The organism is Bradyrhizobium sp. BRP22 (genome assembly GCF_020194175.1).
GTDB lineage: Bacteria > Pseudomonadota > Alphaproteobacteria > Rhizobiales > Xanthobacteraceae > Bradyrhizobium.
Genome location: NZ_JADYVX010000046.1, coordinates 41,873 through 56,642 on the forward strand (window position 1 = coordinate 41,873; position 14,770 = coordinate 56,642).

Genomic DNA, 14,770 nt, shown 5'->3' on the forward strand with positions numbered 1-14,770 from the left:
ATTGCGGGAAACGCGCGTTCCCGGCCGGCTAGCTGTTCGGGCCGCGATCCATGCTGACAGGCTGCCAGCGCCGGAGCGAGGTGTTCTGCAGCACCGACGGATTGACGCAGCTTACCGGCCACAGCCCGGAAAGCACCAGTGACAATTCGTAGCCCACGCGCCGCTTGCGCGCCTCGTCGAAACGTGCCGATGCGGAGGCGACATGCGCGGTCAGCGTGACGTTGTCCATGCGGAGCAGGGGATTGTTGTGCGACGGCGGCTCCTTCTCCAGCACGTCGAGCGCGGCATGCGCGATCCAGCCCTCCTGCAGCGCCTTGATCAGCCCTTCCTCGTCGACCGTGGCGCCGCGTCCGGTGTTGATGAAGATCGCGCTCTTCTTCATCTGCCGGAAGTGTTTCTCGGTGAGCATGTGATGCACCTCGGGCCGCGCCGGCGCATGCATCGAGACGAAGTCGGATTGCGACAGCACCTCCGACAGCGTCGCCGGCAGCACATTGTGTTCCGACATCAGCGTTTCCTGGATGAACGGATCATAGGCGATCATCCTGAGGCCGAACGGAGCGGCGCGCCTCGCCACCGCGCGCGCCACGCGACCGAACGAGATGAAGCCAAGCGTCTGCCCCATCAGGCGCGGAATCTTCAATAGCGCCGGACGTCCCTCGGCCCAGCGCCCCTCGCGCACCATCTTGTCCTGCTCGACCAGGCGGCGGAAGCCGGCGAGCAGCAGCATCATCGCGTGGTCGGCGACCTCCTCGATGAAGGTGTCGGGGATGTTGGTGACGGGGATGCCGCGGGCGGTTGCCGCCTTGACGTCGACGCTGTCGACGCCGACGCTGCCGAGCGTGATCACCTTGCAGTTCTCGAGCGCATCGATGACCGCTTTGGTGATCGGCATGCCCTTGGCGTAGATCGCGTCCGCCGTCCTGGCGGCGGCGATGAACTCGGTCTCGTTGGCGGGGGCCTCGATGATCTCGGCGCCGATCGGATCGAGCGCTTCCTTCTCATAGTCGTAGCCGCCGCCGGCCACCGTGAAGCTTGCGCCCTTCGGCGTCACCACCCTGAACTTCGACATCTCCTGCTCCCGATTTGAGTCTTCGGTTGTTGATTCTTCGGCCGTCTGTCGGCCGCGACAAGTCGTCGCTGCCGCGTCTTTACGCGCTGAAGCTCGCTCCGCACCCGTTCCCGGCTGCCTTGAAGCGCAGCTTTCCCGGGCTTTTACGGAGAGGCTTCGTAACCTGACGCTAAAGGCTCTCACATTACGCTGGACCGAATCAATCCGCCAATCATGCAAGTGCGCCATTCCCGGAGACGCCCTGTGAAGCTGACCAACCTCAAGATCACCCCCAAACTCGGCATTTTGGTGGGGGTGACCATTCTTGGCCTCTGCGCCGCCGGCGTCCTCGCGGGCCATCTGATGCAGCGCGAAATGATGAATGCGCGCATCGACCAGACCAAGGCGATGGTCGAGATGGCTAAAAACATGGCGGCAGGCCTGAAGAAGGAGGTCGATGCCGGGCGGATGACCAAGGAGGCGGCGCTGGCCGAACTCGGCAAGCGCGGCAACTCCATGACCTATGACAATGGCTCCGGCTACCTGTTCGGCACCTCCTATGATGGCATCACCATCCTTGCGCCCGATCCCAAGCAGATCGGCACCAACCGCATGGACGTGGTCACCAACGGCCGCAAGCTGTCCCGCGAATTGATGGATGGCGTGAAGGCGAACGGCGAGATCCTCCTCACCTACGAATATGTGCGGCCCGGCGAGCAGAAGCCGATCCGCAAGATCGGCTATGCGGTCGCCGTTCCCGGCTTCGACATGTATCTCGGCACCGGCGCCTATATCGACGATATCGACGCCAAACTGGCGCCGATCGCCTGGCTGCTCGCCCTCTCGATCGTCGGCATCGCCATCATCTCCGGCTCGATCGCCTGGCTGATCGGCCGCAGCATCACCAGGCCGCTCGGCCAGCTCGGCACCAGGATGCAGGAACTCGCCGACGGCAAGCTCGACGGCGACATCCCCGGTGTCGGCCGCGGCGACGAGATCGGCGCCATGGCGGCGACCGTGCAGATCTTCAAGGACAATGCGGTGCGGATCCGCAGTCTCGAGCAGGCGGAAGCGGAGACGCAGTCGCGTGCCGCAGCCGAGCGCCGTGCCGCGATGGAGAATATCGCCAACGATTTCGAGCGCAGCATCACCGGCGTCGTCCGTTCGGTCGCCACCGCTGCGGCCGGCATGCAGACGACGGCGCAATCGATGACGTCGACCGCAAGCGACGCCAGCGCGCGGGCTGCGACCGTCAGCGCGGCCTCCGAGAGCGCCTCGAACAATGTCGGCACGGTTGCCGCCGCGGCCGAGGAACTGTCGAGCTCTGTCACCGAGATTTCCCGCCAGGTCGCGCGCTCCAGCGAGATCGCCAGCAGGGCCGTGGCCGATGCCGAGCGCACCAACGCCACCGTGCAGGCGCTCTCCACCGGCGCGGAGAAGATCGGCGAGGTGGTGAAGCTGATCCACTCGATCGCTGCGCAGACCAACCTGCTCGCGCTCAATGCCACGATCGAAGCCGCCCGCGCCGGCGAATCCGGCCGCGGCTTTGCGGTGGTCGCCTCCGAAGTGAAGGCGCTTGCCAACCAGACCGCGAAAGCGACCGAGGAGATCTCCGCCCAGGTCGCCGCCATGCAGGCCTCCACCACGGAGGCGGTCGCCTCGATCGGCGGCATCACCGAGACCATCGCGCAGATGAGCGAGATCACCGCCAGCATCTCGACCTCGGTCGACCAGCAGGGCGATGCGACGCGCGAGATCGCGCGCAACATCCAGCAGGTCGCGGCGGGCTCGAGCGAGATTTCCACCCATATCGGCGGCGTCACCACGGCCGCCGCCGCCACCGGCACCGCGGCCTCCGACGTGCTGTCGAACGCCCGCGAGCTCGACACCCAGTCCGGCATGCTCCGCAACGCGGTCGACGAGTTCCTGGCAAAGGTGCGGGCGGCGTAATCTTGGTGCGTTATCTCCGCGTCATTGCGAGCGAAGCGAAGCAATCCATCTCACCGCTTGTGGAGGCATGGATTGCTTCGTCGCTGCGCTCCTCGCAATGACGAGCTGAGCGAGCTTTGCCCAGCCTTCGCAGCTACTGTTTCTCGATTCCGGCGTCGGTGATCAGCCGTTCCCAGAGCACGAGCTGCTCTTTCAGGAATGCGTCGAATTCCTCCGATGTACCCGAAAACGCCTCCATGCCGCGTTCGGCGAGCTGGCTCTTGATGTCGGGCCGCTCGATCACCTTGCGGATCTCGGCGTTCAGCTTGACCACGATATCCCTGGGCATGTTGGCCGGGCCGAGATAGCCCTGCCACGAGGTGATATCGAAGCCCTTCACCGTATCGTCCATGGTCGGCAATTCCGGCAGCAGCGCCGAGCGCCGCTTCGTGGTGACTGCCAGCGCCTTCAGGGCTTTGGCATTGACATGCGGCAGGCCGGTCGGCACGTCGACGAACATCATGGAGACACGGCCGGCGATCACGTCGGTGAGCGCGGGCGGCGAGCTCTTGTAGGGGACATGCAACAGATCGATGCCGGCGAGGCGGGCAAAGGTCGCGCCCGATACGATGGCCGACGAGCTGCCGCTGGCGTAGGAGTATTTCCCCGGCTCCTTCTTGGCGAGCGCGATCAGTTCGGCGACTGAATTGGCCGGGATGTCCGGATTGATCACCAGCATGAACGGCAGATCGCCGGTGCGCGCGATCGGCGTGAAGTCCTTGATCGGGTCGTAGCTCATGCTCTTGAGCAGATAGGGATTGGCCGAGTGCGTCGTGTTGGTCGTCACGAACAGCGTATAGCCGTCAGGTGCGGAGCGGGCGACATAGTTCGCGGCGATCGAGCCGTTGGCGCCGGCCTTGTTCTCGATCACCATGGGGACGCCGAGCGCAACGCCGAGCTCCTTCGAGATCAGTCGCGTGGTGGTGTCGGTGCCGCTGCCGGCCGCAAACGGCAGCACCAGCGTGATGTTGCGGTTCGGATAGCCCGGCGCCTGCGCCGCGGCCGCGCCGGATAGCAGCGCGAGTCCCATGGATGCCGCCGCAACGCGCCAATGGTGTTTCAGTCCCGAGATCATGCCGTCGTTTCCTCGTTGTGGTTCTGGGTCGTTGGTTGCCGCGGAAACTACCCGGTCGCGGCTCAAAGCGGAAGGCGTTGCGAGGCCGCATTCACCGTTTCGCCGAGCCAGTCCGTGAGGCGATCACGACGCCGGCCAGCACCAGCGCATAGCCGATGAGGTGGAACGGTTGCAGCGTCTCGCCGAGCAGGAAGATCGCCATCGCCGAGCCGAACACCGGTACCAAGTGGAAGAACGGCGCAGCCCGGTTCGGTCCGATCAGCACGATGCCGCGGTTGAAGAACAGATAGGCCAGCGCCGACGGGAAGATCAGGACATAGGCCAGCGTTCCCAGCGTCAGCGCGTCGAACTTGAGCGTGGCGCCCGTCAGATATTCCCAGATCGAGAATGGCACCAGCATCAAGGCGCCGCAGCCGGTGGTGAACGTGATCAGCGAGATCGGGTGCGTCACGGGGCGCCGCATCATCAGCGCGGAATACAGTCCGAATGACAATAGCGCGGAGGCGAGCATCACATCGCCGCGGTTGAAGCTGATGGAGGCCAGCGCGCCGAGATCGCCGCGCAGGATGATGGTGAGCACGCCCGCCAGCGAGAGGGTGATGCCGGCAAACTGCGCGGCGGTCAGCCGCACGCCGAACAGCACCAGGGCCCACAGCGCCACGAACAGCGGCCCCGCCGACTGGATCAGGAGCGCGTTCAGCGCCTGGGTGTACTGCAGTCCCCAGTAGGAGATCGCATTGTTGAAGGCGAAGCCGGTCAGCGAGAGCAACAGCAGCAGCGGCAGGCGGGCACGCAGCGCCGGCCAGTCATGCCTCAGATGCGGCCAGGCAAAGGGCAGCAGGATGAGGAAGGTGCCGGACCAGCGCAGGCAGGACAGCGTCAGCGGCGGCAGGTGATTGCCGACATAGCGCGCGATCACGATGTTGCCGGCCCAGAACAGCGATGTCAGGCTGAGCAGCAGATAGGGTTGGTTATTGAGCCAGGCGATCGCGGAGCGGCGTTGAGGAGCGGATGCGGACGGCAAGGCGCGGAGGTCGGACATGCTGCCCGACCTTGTGCCGGATTCTCGCGCCGCGACAAGACGCTCCGGAAGAATGCTGCCATGCACGCTGCCGCCAGCGCGTCATGGACCCGACATATGCGATGCTGAACTGCAAGAAATCATTGGAGAGACGCATGGGCGTGGACCTCTTGAACATCGAAGGCCTGGCAAAGCTCGCGCCGCAGGAGCCGGTCGTGATGGTGAACCTGATGCGCTTTCGCGAACGTTCGCTCGACGGCGACGGCTCGGGCTGGGATGCCTATCTGCGCTACAGTGCGCTGACGGTACCGATGATCAAGGCGCGCGGCGGCACGCTGCTCTGGACCGGCAATGCCTCGACGGTCGCGCTCGGCCGGTCCGACGGCAACCAGTGGGACTACCTGGCGCTGGTCTATTATCCCACCGTCACGGCCTTCATCGACATGATGACCTCGGCCGACTACGAAAATCTCTGCGATCCGCACCGTCGCGACGGCTGCGCCGAGCACGTGATCATCGCGACGAGAGAAGCGTACAGCAAGTTCAAGGTCGGTTAGGCGCCGTCATTGCGAGGAGCGCAGCGACGAAGCAATCCATTCCCGCCGCTTGCGGAGAGATGGATTGCTTCGCTCCGCTCGCAATGACGCCTGAGGCTGCCGATCAAAACTTCCGCACCAGGTCCGGCGTGATCTCGCTGACAGAGCGGATGCCGAGCAGGGCGAGATCGCGGTCGATCTCTTCGCGCAACAGCGTGATGGCGCGCGTAACGCCAGCTTCGCCGGCGGCCACCGCGGCATAGAGAAATGGTCGCCCGACCCATACGAAGTCGGCGCCGAGCGCCAGGGCCTTGATGATATCGGTGCCGCGGCGGATGCCGCCGTCGACCATCACGGTCATGCCGTTGGCCTTGGCCGCGATCTCCGGCAGCGTGCGCAGCGCGGAGACCGTGTAGTCGAGCTGGCGGCCGCCATGGTTGGAGAGCATCACGCCGTCGACGCCGCTCTCGCGCGCGATGTGCGCATCCTCCGGCGATACCAGGCCCTTGACCACCAGCCTGCCCTTCCAGCGCTTGCGGATCAGCTCGACATGCTTCCAGGCGAGTTGGTCGCGGGCGCCGATGTTGCGGATCAAGTTTTTCGAAAGCACCGGCGGGCCGCGCTGGGCGTCCATGTTCTCGAAATGCGGCATGCCGTGATTGAGGACCGTGCGCGCCCAGGTGTTGAGCAGCCAGTCCGGATGCGTGATCGTGTCCCAGAACACGCGCGGCGTGATCGCAAGCGGCACCTGAAAGCCGTTGCGGATGTTGTTCTCGCGGTTGGGCGCCACCGGCACGTCGGCGGTGACGACGAAGGTGTCGTAGCCGGCAGCAGCGACACGGTCGACGAGGGGTTCGATGCGCGCGTCGACGCCGGCGAGATAGGCCTGGTACCACGCGGCCTGGTTCTCGCGGCGAACATCTTCCAGCGTGATCAGGGAGGAGGCGGAGAGGATCATCGGCACGTTCGCCGCCGCCGCCGCCCGCGCCAGCACGATGTCGCCGCGATAGGCGCAGAGCGCGGACGAGCCCATCGGCGGAATGCCGAACGGCGCGGCGTAGCTCTTGCCGAACAAGGTCGTGGTCTGGTCGCGGCCGGAGACGTCCTTGAGCACGCGCGGCACGAAACCGTATTCCTCGAAAGCCCTGCGGTTGTCGCGCTTGGCTGCATCGGTCTCGGCGCCGCCGTCGATATAGCCGAACAGGAATTTCGGCAGCAGCCGGCGCGCGGCCGGCTCGAAATCATCAAGCGTGAGATAGCGCCGCAGATGCCGCGGCACTGCGCTTTGGGCGCGGGTCACGGTCGGCGGCGGCGCGGTCGGGCTGATCGTCTTGTCGTGCACAGCAGGCGTTTCCGTTCTTATCGTGATGAGCTGTGCACTCTAGAGCGTTTTCGAGCGAAGTGGATACCGGTTCGCGCGAAGAAAACACATCAAAACAAGAATCTAGAGCTTCGGTTCTGATTCAATCAGAACCGAAAATGCTCTAGCGGCCGCCGCTGGTTCCGCCAAATTTCCGGTTCGCCTGGTTCACGGACTGGCTGATGTCGCCGAGCAGTTTTCGGGTGTCGGCCATCAGCGCACCGGACTTCTTGTCGAAGCTCTCGACCAGCTCGCGCAGCGAGATGACGGTCGGCAGCAATTCGCCGCCATATTTGTCGCTGCCGAGGCTCTTCAGGAACGCCTCGGTCCGGCCCATGCCGTCATCCATGGCATTGACGCCCGCTTCAGCGGTGCTGATGAGGCTGCTGATCTTCTCGCCATTGCTCGACAGCGAGGCGGTGAAAGTCTCGAAACCCCGCAGCGTGTCCTTGATCGCCCCCTCGTTGTCCTTGACCACCGTGTCGACATTGCGCAGCACGGCGCGGATCTTTTCCTGGATGCCCATGGTGCCCAGGGGATCGGCGGTGAGTTCGGCAATGCCGTCAAGGCCGGTCGGTGGAGGCGGTGCAGCGTCGGTGCCGCCGGTGAAGGAGATCGCGGCAATGCCGGTCAGGCCCTGGAATTCGAGGCCGACCTGAGTGTCCTTCTTGATCGGCGCGGTTTTCTCGATCCACGTCATCGCGATCACGCGGTGACGGTCGAGCCTGATCGATTCCACCTCGCCGATGCGCACGCCGGCGAAATTCACGCTGCCGCCCCGGCGCAGGCCCGAGGCCGGGCCTTCGAAGATCACGCGGAACGGCACCTGCAGCTGGATTCCGGCATATTTGCGGTAGCCGAGCCAGCCGCCGAGCGAGCCGGCGATCAACGCCAGCGCCAATGTCCCGATCATTACGTTGCTGGCGCGCACCATGTTTCGACCTTCGAAGTGGCCGGCAAAAATAGCGGATTTGCGGCGGTCAGTCACCGTCGTGGTCGAACCTTCGGCAGGATCGTCGTGACGCTTTCATCTGCCTTTGTCGGGGGACATCATCAGCCGATCGCCCAATGTGTTACGCCCGTAGCCACTTTGCCGCGAGATGAAAGAAGAGCGTAAAAGGAACAGCGTAACGGAGCGGCAATCTGTGAAGGTCGATTGGAGAGTAAGGGGAGGGGGCGACCAATGACCGGCATGATCTCCGGCGATCGCAGAGGCGGCTTCAATCGCCGCAAAGCCCTGGCGGCAACGGTCGGCGGCGGACTGGCGCTGTCGAGCCTGGCTCGGCACGCCGGGGCAGGCGCCGGCGCCGCATCCGGCGTCCGCACGCTCCGATCACCTGACGAACTTCGTTCGTCCTACGACTACGTCATTGTCGGTGCGGGCTCATCGGGCTGCGTCGTGGCGCATCGGCTCGGTCTGGCCGGACGACGGGTTCTCCTGCTCGAGGCCGGCGGCCAAGCGACACTGGCAGCCATCAGGAATCCGCCGGAATGGCCCAAGCTGCAGGGCAGTGAGTTTGACTGGCGCTATTTGACCGTCCCTCAAGCAGGGTTGGGAGGGCGCATGATCCGCTGTCCGCGCGGCAAGGTCGTGGGTGGTTCAAGCACGATCAATGCGCTCGCCTATCAGCGCGGCCATCCGGCCGCCTATGATCGCTGGCCCGAGGGATGGCGCGTCGCCGACCTCCTGCCGTATTTCAAGCGCGCCGAGACGTTTTCCGGCGGCGCCGGCGCATGGCGGGGCGGCAGTGGTCCGCTCCACGTCCTCTCGCTTGCGGATGTCCGGGATCGCAATCCGGTGGCATCCGCCTTCGTCAAGGCATCGCAAGACCTCGGGTACCCGATGACATCGGATATCGGAGGCGAGCTCACGACGGGCGTCGGCTGGAATCAACTCAATATCAAGGACGGCGCTCGCCACGACGCGGCGACGGCGTATCTCGGAAGCCTCAAGAGCGACACCGTCGATCTGCTGGTGGACACCGAAGTGCTGGGTCTGGTGATCGAAGGTGGACGGTGCAGCGGCGTACGGCTCGCCGAACGCTCGGTGCGGGCTGAGCGCGAGGTGCTGCTTTGTGCCGGTGCGATCGATTCGCCGCGCCTGCTCATGCTGTCGGGGATCGGCCCGGCCGACCAACTGCGATCGTTCAATATTCCCGTTGTCGTGGATTTGCCGGATGTCGGCCGCCATCTCGAGGACCATCTGTTGGTTGCGGGCGTGGCGTACGCCGCACGGCGCGAGGTGCCGCGCTCGCACTACAACCATGCCGACGCTGTCCTCTACGTGCCGCGCACCAACCCAAATGACAGCCCGGAACATCTTGTGATGTGCCTGTCCCTGCCGTTCGTTCTGTCGGGCGTCGGCCCGTTGCCCGCACCGGCTTATGTTCTCGTTTCCTGCCTGATGCGACCCCGCAGCCGCGGCAGCGTGAAACTCGCCTCCGGCCATCCGCGCGCGCCGGCGCTGATCGATCCAAATTATCTGTCAGAGCCGGCCGATCTGGACCTTCTTGTCGAAGGCGTTTCTCTCGCTCGCGAGATCGGTGCCAGCGCCGCCTTTGCCGACTGGCGCACGCAGGAAGTCTATCCGGGGCCCAAGGCGAAGACGACCGGCGACATACGCAAGTTCGTTGTTCACGCCACGGATTCATTCCATCACCCTGTCGGCACGTGCCGCATCGGCGCCGTCGTCGATCAAGCCTTGCGCGTGAAAGGCGTGGCGGGTCTGCGTGTCATCGACGCCTCGGTGTTCCCCGGAATCCCGCAGGCGATGACCAATGCCGCCGCCATCGCCGTCGCCGAGAAGGCGAGCGATCTGGTGCTCGCAGGGTAACGCCGCTCAAGGCGCTACGATCGTAACGCGCTTCTTCGGAGCTGAAATCACGCTGTAACCGGTTTGTCCCCTCATGATGCGATACCGCCGCGTAGAGGAGGAGAGCTGCGATGCTAGGCAAGACGATCGGCAAACACGCCGTGGTGATCGGCGCGGGCATGGCCGGCTTGGCCGCAGCGGGCGCGCTGGCCAACTACTTCGAACGGGTGATCGTGCTGGAGCGCGACCGCCTGCCGAGTCAGGCGGTGCCGCGACCGGGCACGCCGCAATCCCGGCATCTGCACGCTCTGCTGCCCGGCGGCCACCGTGCGCTGACCGATCTGTTCCCGCATTTCGAGCGGGATCTGGCCGAGGCCGGGTCGGTGCTGCTTCGAATGCCACGCGATTTTCGTGTGGAGATCCCGCGCATCGGTCAGCTCCCGTCGCGCGATTTTGGCTGGTTCTTCTACGGCGCATCCCGGCCGCTGGTAGAACTGACGACGCGCCGGCAAGTCGAGAGGCTGCCTAATCTGACGATGCGCCCGGGATGCCGCGCGCTCGAGATCACCGCTACGCCGGATGGCGGCATGATCACAGGCGTCATCTGTGAAGATGCCGATGGGCGGCAGGAAACCCTCGCGGCCGATCTCGTTGTCGACGCGTCCGGACGCGCCGCGCCAACCCTGACATTGCTGCGTTCGTTCGGCCAGCCGGTGCCGGATGAAATCGTCATTGGCGTCGATCTCCATTATACGACGACGACCTTCGCCATTCCCGAGGATGCGCCCACCGACTGGAGGGGCATCGCCACTCACCCTCATGCGCCGGAACGCAGCCGCGCCGGCTATATGCTGCCGGCCGAAGGCAGGCGCTGGGTTGTCACGCTCGCGGGGCGGCTTGGCGAACGGCCGCCGGCTGATCTGGACGGCTTCATGGATTATGCCCGGCGGCTCGAGACCCAGACGATTTATGATGCCATCAAGCATGCCGAGCGCCAGGGTGGCTTCGAGCGCTATGCCTTCCCGGCCAGCGCGTGGCGCCGTTTCGATCGGCTCGGCGCATTTCCGCGCGGCCTCTTGCCGATCGGCGATTCGATCTGCCGCTTCAACCCGGTCCACGGCCAGGGCATGAGCGTGGCGGCGCAGGAAGCTCGCCTTCTGAAGCAACTCCTGAAGAGCCGGGCGACCAAGGCCGATCCGCTTGCCGGACTGGCGCTGGCGTTCTTTTCCGAAAGCCTGCCGCTGGTCGAGGCGCCGTGGAACATGTCGGCGATCCCGGATCTGGTCTATCCCGAGACGCGCGGCGAACGTCCGCCGGATTTCGAGAGCCGGCTCCAACACAACGCAGCCCTGCTTCGGGCCGCGATACGCGATCCCGCCGTTCACCGGCTGATGGCGGAAGTTCAGCAATTGCTCAAGCCGCCAAGCGTGCTCCAGGATCCGGCCGTCGAACGGCTGGTTCAGCTCGAGCTGTCCCAAATGTCGGCCGAACAGGTCTGAAAAAAGGGCGAGCTCCGTAGCGGCACGACCGCCGTCAATGAAGCTCGAACGCGGACATATCTGCGAGTCGGCGTGTGATCTGCGAGGGATAACCGCTGCGGTGCCGCGACCATAAGAAGCGCGTGAAAGAGGTGCCAGTCAGCTCAAGGCTCACAATGAATATTGGGGTCCAAGCCAGCGCTACTCGGCAGCCTTGTCCGGCAGAACGGAAAAATCCTTCGACCTCTGGCCGTCATCGGCCTCCGTAAATCCCTCGGCAGCTAAACCGCGTTTGAGCAATTCCCGGATTGCGGCAGCCCTGCTCGGCATCCGCTTGGCAAACCGCCACGTATCAATGATCCGCAATTCCGTTGGGCTCAGCATGATCTGGAGCCGCTCGCCCCTGTTGAGCTCACCCATCTAACTCTCCTCTGCGAGGCATGCTCCGTTAACGCAAGAGACCGATAATGAGTTCCTTACTAATTATACTCATTAATGCCCAGCGAGGGATTAGGCAACGAGAGCCACAAAGGCTCCTCTTTAGTCAGCAACTTCTTGAACTCACTATCATTTTGTTGATTTGCGACGTTCTTAGGCGCACGCTGTCCTTTGGAGGACGCGAACATGTCAACTTTGATCGACCGCAGGTTCGTCGGGATGGCTGAGGCGGATCACCGGATAGCAAACAACCTGGCCAGTCTGAGCGCGGTTATTCGCCTTCAGCGCAATGCCATCTGCAAGAGCGGCGAGACGTTCACGACTGAGCAGGTTTCCATGCTGCTCGACGACATCCGCGCGCGCATTCAGGTCACGGCGAGACTCCACAAATCATTGGCGTTGGCCACCAGTGGCAACGGAGTAAAACTAGGTGATTTCTTGCGAGAAATTTCCGAGATGATCGCAACGCTCGGCTCAGAAGGAAAGATGTACCTCAGCTTCGAGAATGGCTGCGACGGATACATCGACCCGCGTCATGCGCTTCACGCCGGGCTCATCACCGCCGAGCTGCTCACGAATGCCAGCAAGTATGCGCATCCGTCGGGCTTGGTCGTGAAGGTCAACGTCCGGTGCGAAGCGAGAGACGATGGCTCGTTCATGGTGGAGGTGACGGACGATGGCGTCGGTTTCCCGGAGAATTTCGATCCGGCCACTGATGGAGGACTTGGCTTTCAGCTGATGCGATCCTTGGCAAACGGGCTCAATGCAGAACTTCAGTTTGAGCACGACGACCTTGGTGTTCGCGCTCGGCTCGCCAAGCCAAAGCGTGCACAATGCCTGCCCAAAAACTAATCGAGCGGCTGCATTGCCTGGTCGGTTTGTCCGTGGACGACCGAACCAGGCTCGCGAACATGCCGAACTCGGTGAGGACATTCGCTGACGACGAGCATGTCTGGCGCGAAGGCGACCGGGCATTCCACTGCGCGATCGTGATGAGCGGATTTCTTGTTGGTCAGAAGATTGTGGGCGGCCGAAACCAGATATTATCGGTTCATGTGCCGGGCGATATGCCGGATTTGCACATGTTGCATCTGCTGCACATGGACCATGACCTATGCAGTGCCGGCCCATCTACCATCGCCTTTGTACCGCACACTTTTCTGAATCACCTCCTGGTCGATTCTCCGACGCTGACGCATGCTTTCTGGCGTAAGACATTGGTCGATGCCGCAATCTGCCGCCAAGCGGTCGCCAACTTGGGATCGCGCGACGCGCTGGCCAGAGTGGCGCATTTTTTCTGCGAGCTTGCGGCCCGACTCGAAGTCGTGGGGCTGTTGCACGAGGACCAGTTTCGCCTTCCGTTCACTCAGCAAAATCTAGCGGATGTTTGCGGCCTTTCGACTGTGCACATCAACCGCACCGTACAGGAGCTCAGGCGCTGCGGCCTGATCGAATGGAAGGCCGGCGTTGTGACGCTGTTCCACCGCGACGAGCTCGCGTGCGTGGCCGACTTCACGCCGGAGTATCTTCACCTGTCCGAAGGCAAGCGACCTGAAATCCACCCGCTGCCCGTCGACGCATTCTAAGGCCGACTTCCGCAACTGTCATAGCTGGTATCGTGGCCGCGCTGGACGTCCAGTCCACGGCGGCCTTGGTTTTGGGCGCGCTATGTCCCCTCCCAGCATGTCGCGTCCGGCTCCCCCGTCACCGGTAGATCACGCTGGCGTCGGCTGGGCCTTTGAGGTAGGTCCGGGTGAGAGGCTGGCCGCGGAAGTCATCTTGCCCTGCCTCCATCGAATTGCAATCCAAGGGAGTAGTCACATCATGAAACGCCGTACGTTTCTCACAGGCAGCGCCGTGGCCGGCGCGACGACCCTGGTCGCGGCACCGGCGATCGCGCAGTCGATGCCCGAGATCAAATGGCGTTTGACGTCGAGCTTTCCGAAATCGCTCGATACGATCTACGGCACGGCGCAGACCTTTGCGAAATACGTCGCAGAGGCCACGGACAACAAGTTTCAGATCCAGACTTTCGCGGCGGGCGAGATCGTGCCCGGCTTGCAGGCGCTCGATGCCGTGAGCGTCGCGTCCGTCGAGATCGCGCAGACGCCGCTTTATTTCTACGTCGGCAAGGAGCCGGCGCTTGCCTATGCGACGGGCGCGCCGTTTGGCATGAACCATCGCCATCAACATTCCTGGTGGACGTTCGGCGGAGGCGCCGAACTCTGCAACGAAGCCCTGAAGCCTTTCAAGGCGCGTGCGATCCTGTGCGGCAACTCCGGCACGCAGATGGGTGGCTGGTTTCGCAAGGAGATCAAGACGGTCGATGATCTCAACGGCCTCAAGTTCCGCATCGCGGGCATGGGCGGCCATGTGCTGGCAAGGCTTGGCGTGGTGCCGCAGCAGATCGCTGGCGGTGATGTCTATTCATCGCTGGAGAAGGGGGCGATCGATGCCGCGGAGTTCGTCGGCCCCTATGACGATGAGAAGCTCGGCTTCTACAAGGTGGCGAAGTACTACTACTTCCCCGGCTGGTGGGAAGGAGGCGCCATGTTGCACATGGTCGTCAACGAAGAGAAGTGGAACGGCCTTCCCAAGCAGTACCAGTCGATCCTCACCCAGGCCGGTTCGGCGGCAGGCGCCTGGATGATCGAGAAGTACGACAGCGTGAACCCTCTCGCCCTGAAACGACTCATTGCCAACGGGACGGAGCTGCGCGCGTTTCCGCAACCGGTCATGGAGGCGAGCTACAAAGCCACCCAGGACTATCTGAACGAGATTGCCGAGAAGAGCCCGCTGTTCAAGAAAACAAAAGAGAGCCACGACGCGTACATGAAGGACGTGCTGTTCTACACGCAGATCGCGGAAAATTATTACGACAACTATCTGCTCAGCAAAGCGCGCAAGAGCTGATTTCGTCCGATCCGGAGAGTGGGAATAGCCGGCGGCTCAGGCGACTATCTCGTCGATCCACCAAGGATGATGACGCCGGCATCGTCGTGGGTGGGTT

Annotated in this window: 13 protein-coding genes; 7 read left to right on the forward strand and 6 right to left on the reverse strand. The window is 63.6% G+C overall.

The window, feature by feature from the left end:
• Positions 1-28 precede the first annotated feature (28 nt).
• Positions 29-1,072, reverse strand: coding sequence for a C-terminal binding protein (locus tag I6F35_RS35290; protein WP_225122244.1), 1,044 nt, complete (start codon positions 1,070-1,072; stop codon positions 29-31).
• Positions 1,073-1,315: 243 nt separating this feature from the next.
• On the opposite strand from I6F35_RS35290, the gene I6F35_RS35295 reads away from it, so the two are divergent.
• Positions 1,316-3,001 (forward strand): methyl-accepting chemotaxis protein, encoded by a 1,686-nt coding sequence (locus tag I6F35_RS35295; protein WP_225122245.1) that lies wholly within the window; start codon positions 1,316-1,318, stop codon positions 2,999-3,001.
• Positions 3,002-3,134: 133 nt separating this feature from the next.
• Here the strand turns inward: I6F35_RS35295 and I6F35_RS35300 are convergent, their stop codons facing one another.
• A complete protein-coding gene (locus I6F35_RS35300) occupies positions 3,135-4,070 on the reverse strand; it encodes a tripartite tricarboxylate transporter substrate binding protein (protein ID WP_225122257.1) in 936 nt (311 codons plus the stop codon).
• 136 nt (positions 4,071-4,206) lie between these two features.
• The gene (locus tag I6F35_RS35305) at positions 4,207-5,157 is read right to left on the reverse strand and encodes a DMT family transporter (protein ID WP_225122246.1); all 951 of its coding nucleotides are present in this window, start codon (positions 5,155-5,157) and stop codon (positions 4,207-4,209) included.
• Between the two features lie 134 nt (positions 5,158-5,291).
• Between I6F35_RS35305 and I6F35_RS35310 the strand changes: the two genes are divergently transcribed.
• Positions 5,292-5,693, forward strand: coding sequence for a DUF1330 domain-containing protein (locus I6F35_RS35310; RefSeq protein ID WP_225122247.1), 402 nt, complete (start codon positions 5,292-5,294; stop codon positions 5,691-5,693).
• Positions 5,694-5,796: 103 nt separating this feature from the next.
• Here I6F35_RS35310 and I6F35_RS35315 read toward each other — a convergent pair whose 3' ends face one another.
• Together I6F35_RS35315 and I6F35_RS35320 are read right to left on the reverse strand one after the other, a co-directional pair.
• Positions 5,797-7,014: an alpha-hydroxy acid oxidase gene (locus I6F35_RS35315; protein WP_225122248.1), complete on the reverse strand. Its 1,218-nt coding sequence runs from the start codon at positions 7,012-7,014 to the stop codon at positions 5,797-5,799.
• A gap of 142 nt (positions 7,015-7,156) precedes the next feature.
• On the reverse strand, positions 7,157-8,020 hold the full coding sequence (locus I6F35_RS35320) for an MlaD family protein (protein ID WP_225122249.1): 864 nt from the start codon (positions 8,018-8,020) through the stop codon (positions 7,157-7,159).
• A gap of 204 nt (positions 8,021-8,224) precedes the next feature.
• Between I6F35_RS35320 and I6F35_RS35325 the strand changes: the two genes are divergently transcribed.
• Positions 8,225-9,865, forward strand: a complete 1,641-nt coding sequence (locus I6F35_RS35325) for a GMC family oxidoreductase N-terminal domain-containing protein (RefSeq protein WP_225122258.1) — start codon at positions 8,225-8,227, stop codon at positions 9,863-9,865.
• Between the two features lie 110 nt (positions 9,866-9,975).
• On the forward strand, positions 9,976-11,343 hold the full coding sequence (locus I6F35_RS35330) for a squalene monooxygenase (protein WP_225122250.1): 1,368 nt from the start codon (positions 9,976-9,978) through the stop codon (positions 11,341-11,343).
• A 180-nt stretch (positions 11,344-11,523) separates the two neighbouring features.
• Here I6F35_RS35330 and I6F35_RS35335 read toward each other — a convergent pair whose 3' ends face one another.
• Positions 11,524-11,742 (reverse strand): hypothetical protein, encoded by a 219-nt coding sequence (locus tag I6F35_RS35335; RefSeq protein WP_225122251.1) that lies wholly within the window; start codon positions 11,740-11,742, stop codon positions 11,524-11,526.
• A 204-nt stretch (positions 11,743-11,946) separates the two neighbouring features.
• On the opposite strand from I6F35_RS35335, the gene I6F35_RS35340 reads away from it, so the two are divergent.
• The 3 genes from I6F35_RS35340 (at position 11,947) to I6F35_RS35350 (ending at position 14,673) form a co-directional block, all read left to right on the forward strand.
• Positions 11,947-12,612: a sensor histidine kinase gene (locus I6F35_RS35340; protein WP_225122252.1), complete on the forward strand. Its 666-nt coding sequence runs from the start codon at positions 11,947-11,949 to the stop codon at positions 12,610-12,612.
• Positions 12,594-13,346: a Crp/Fnr family transcriptional regulator gene (locus I6F35_RS35345; protein ID WP_225122253.1), complete on the forward strand. Its 753-nt coding sequence runs from the start codon at positions 12,594-12,596 to the stop codon at positions 13,344-13,346. The genes I6F35_RS35340 and I6F35_RS35345 overlap by 19 nt, the downstream gene beginning before the upstream one ends.
• Positions 13,347-13,584: 238 nt before the next feature.
• Positions 13,585-14,673: a substrate-binding domain-containing protein gene (locus I6F35_RS35350; RefSeq protein ID WP_225122254.1), complete on the forward strand. Its 1,089-nt coding sequence runs from the start codon at positions 13,585-13,587 to the stop codon at positions 14,671-14,673.
• Positions 14,674-14,770 lie beyond the last annotated feature (97 nt).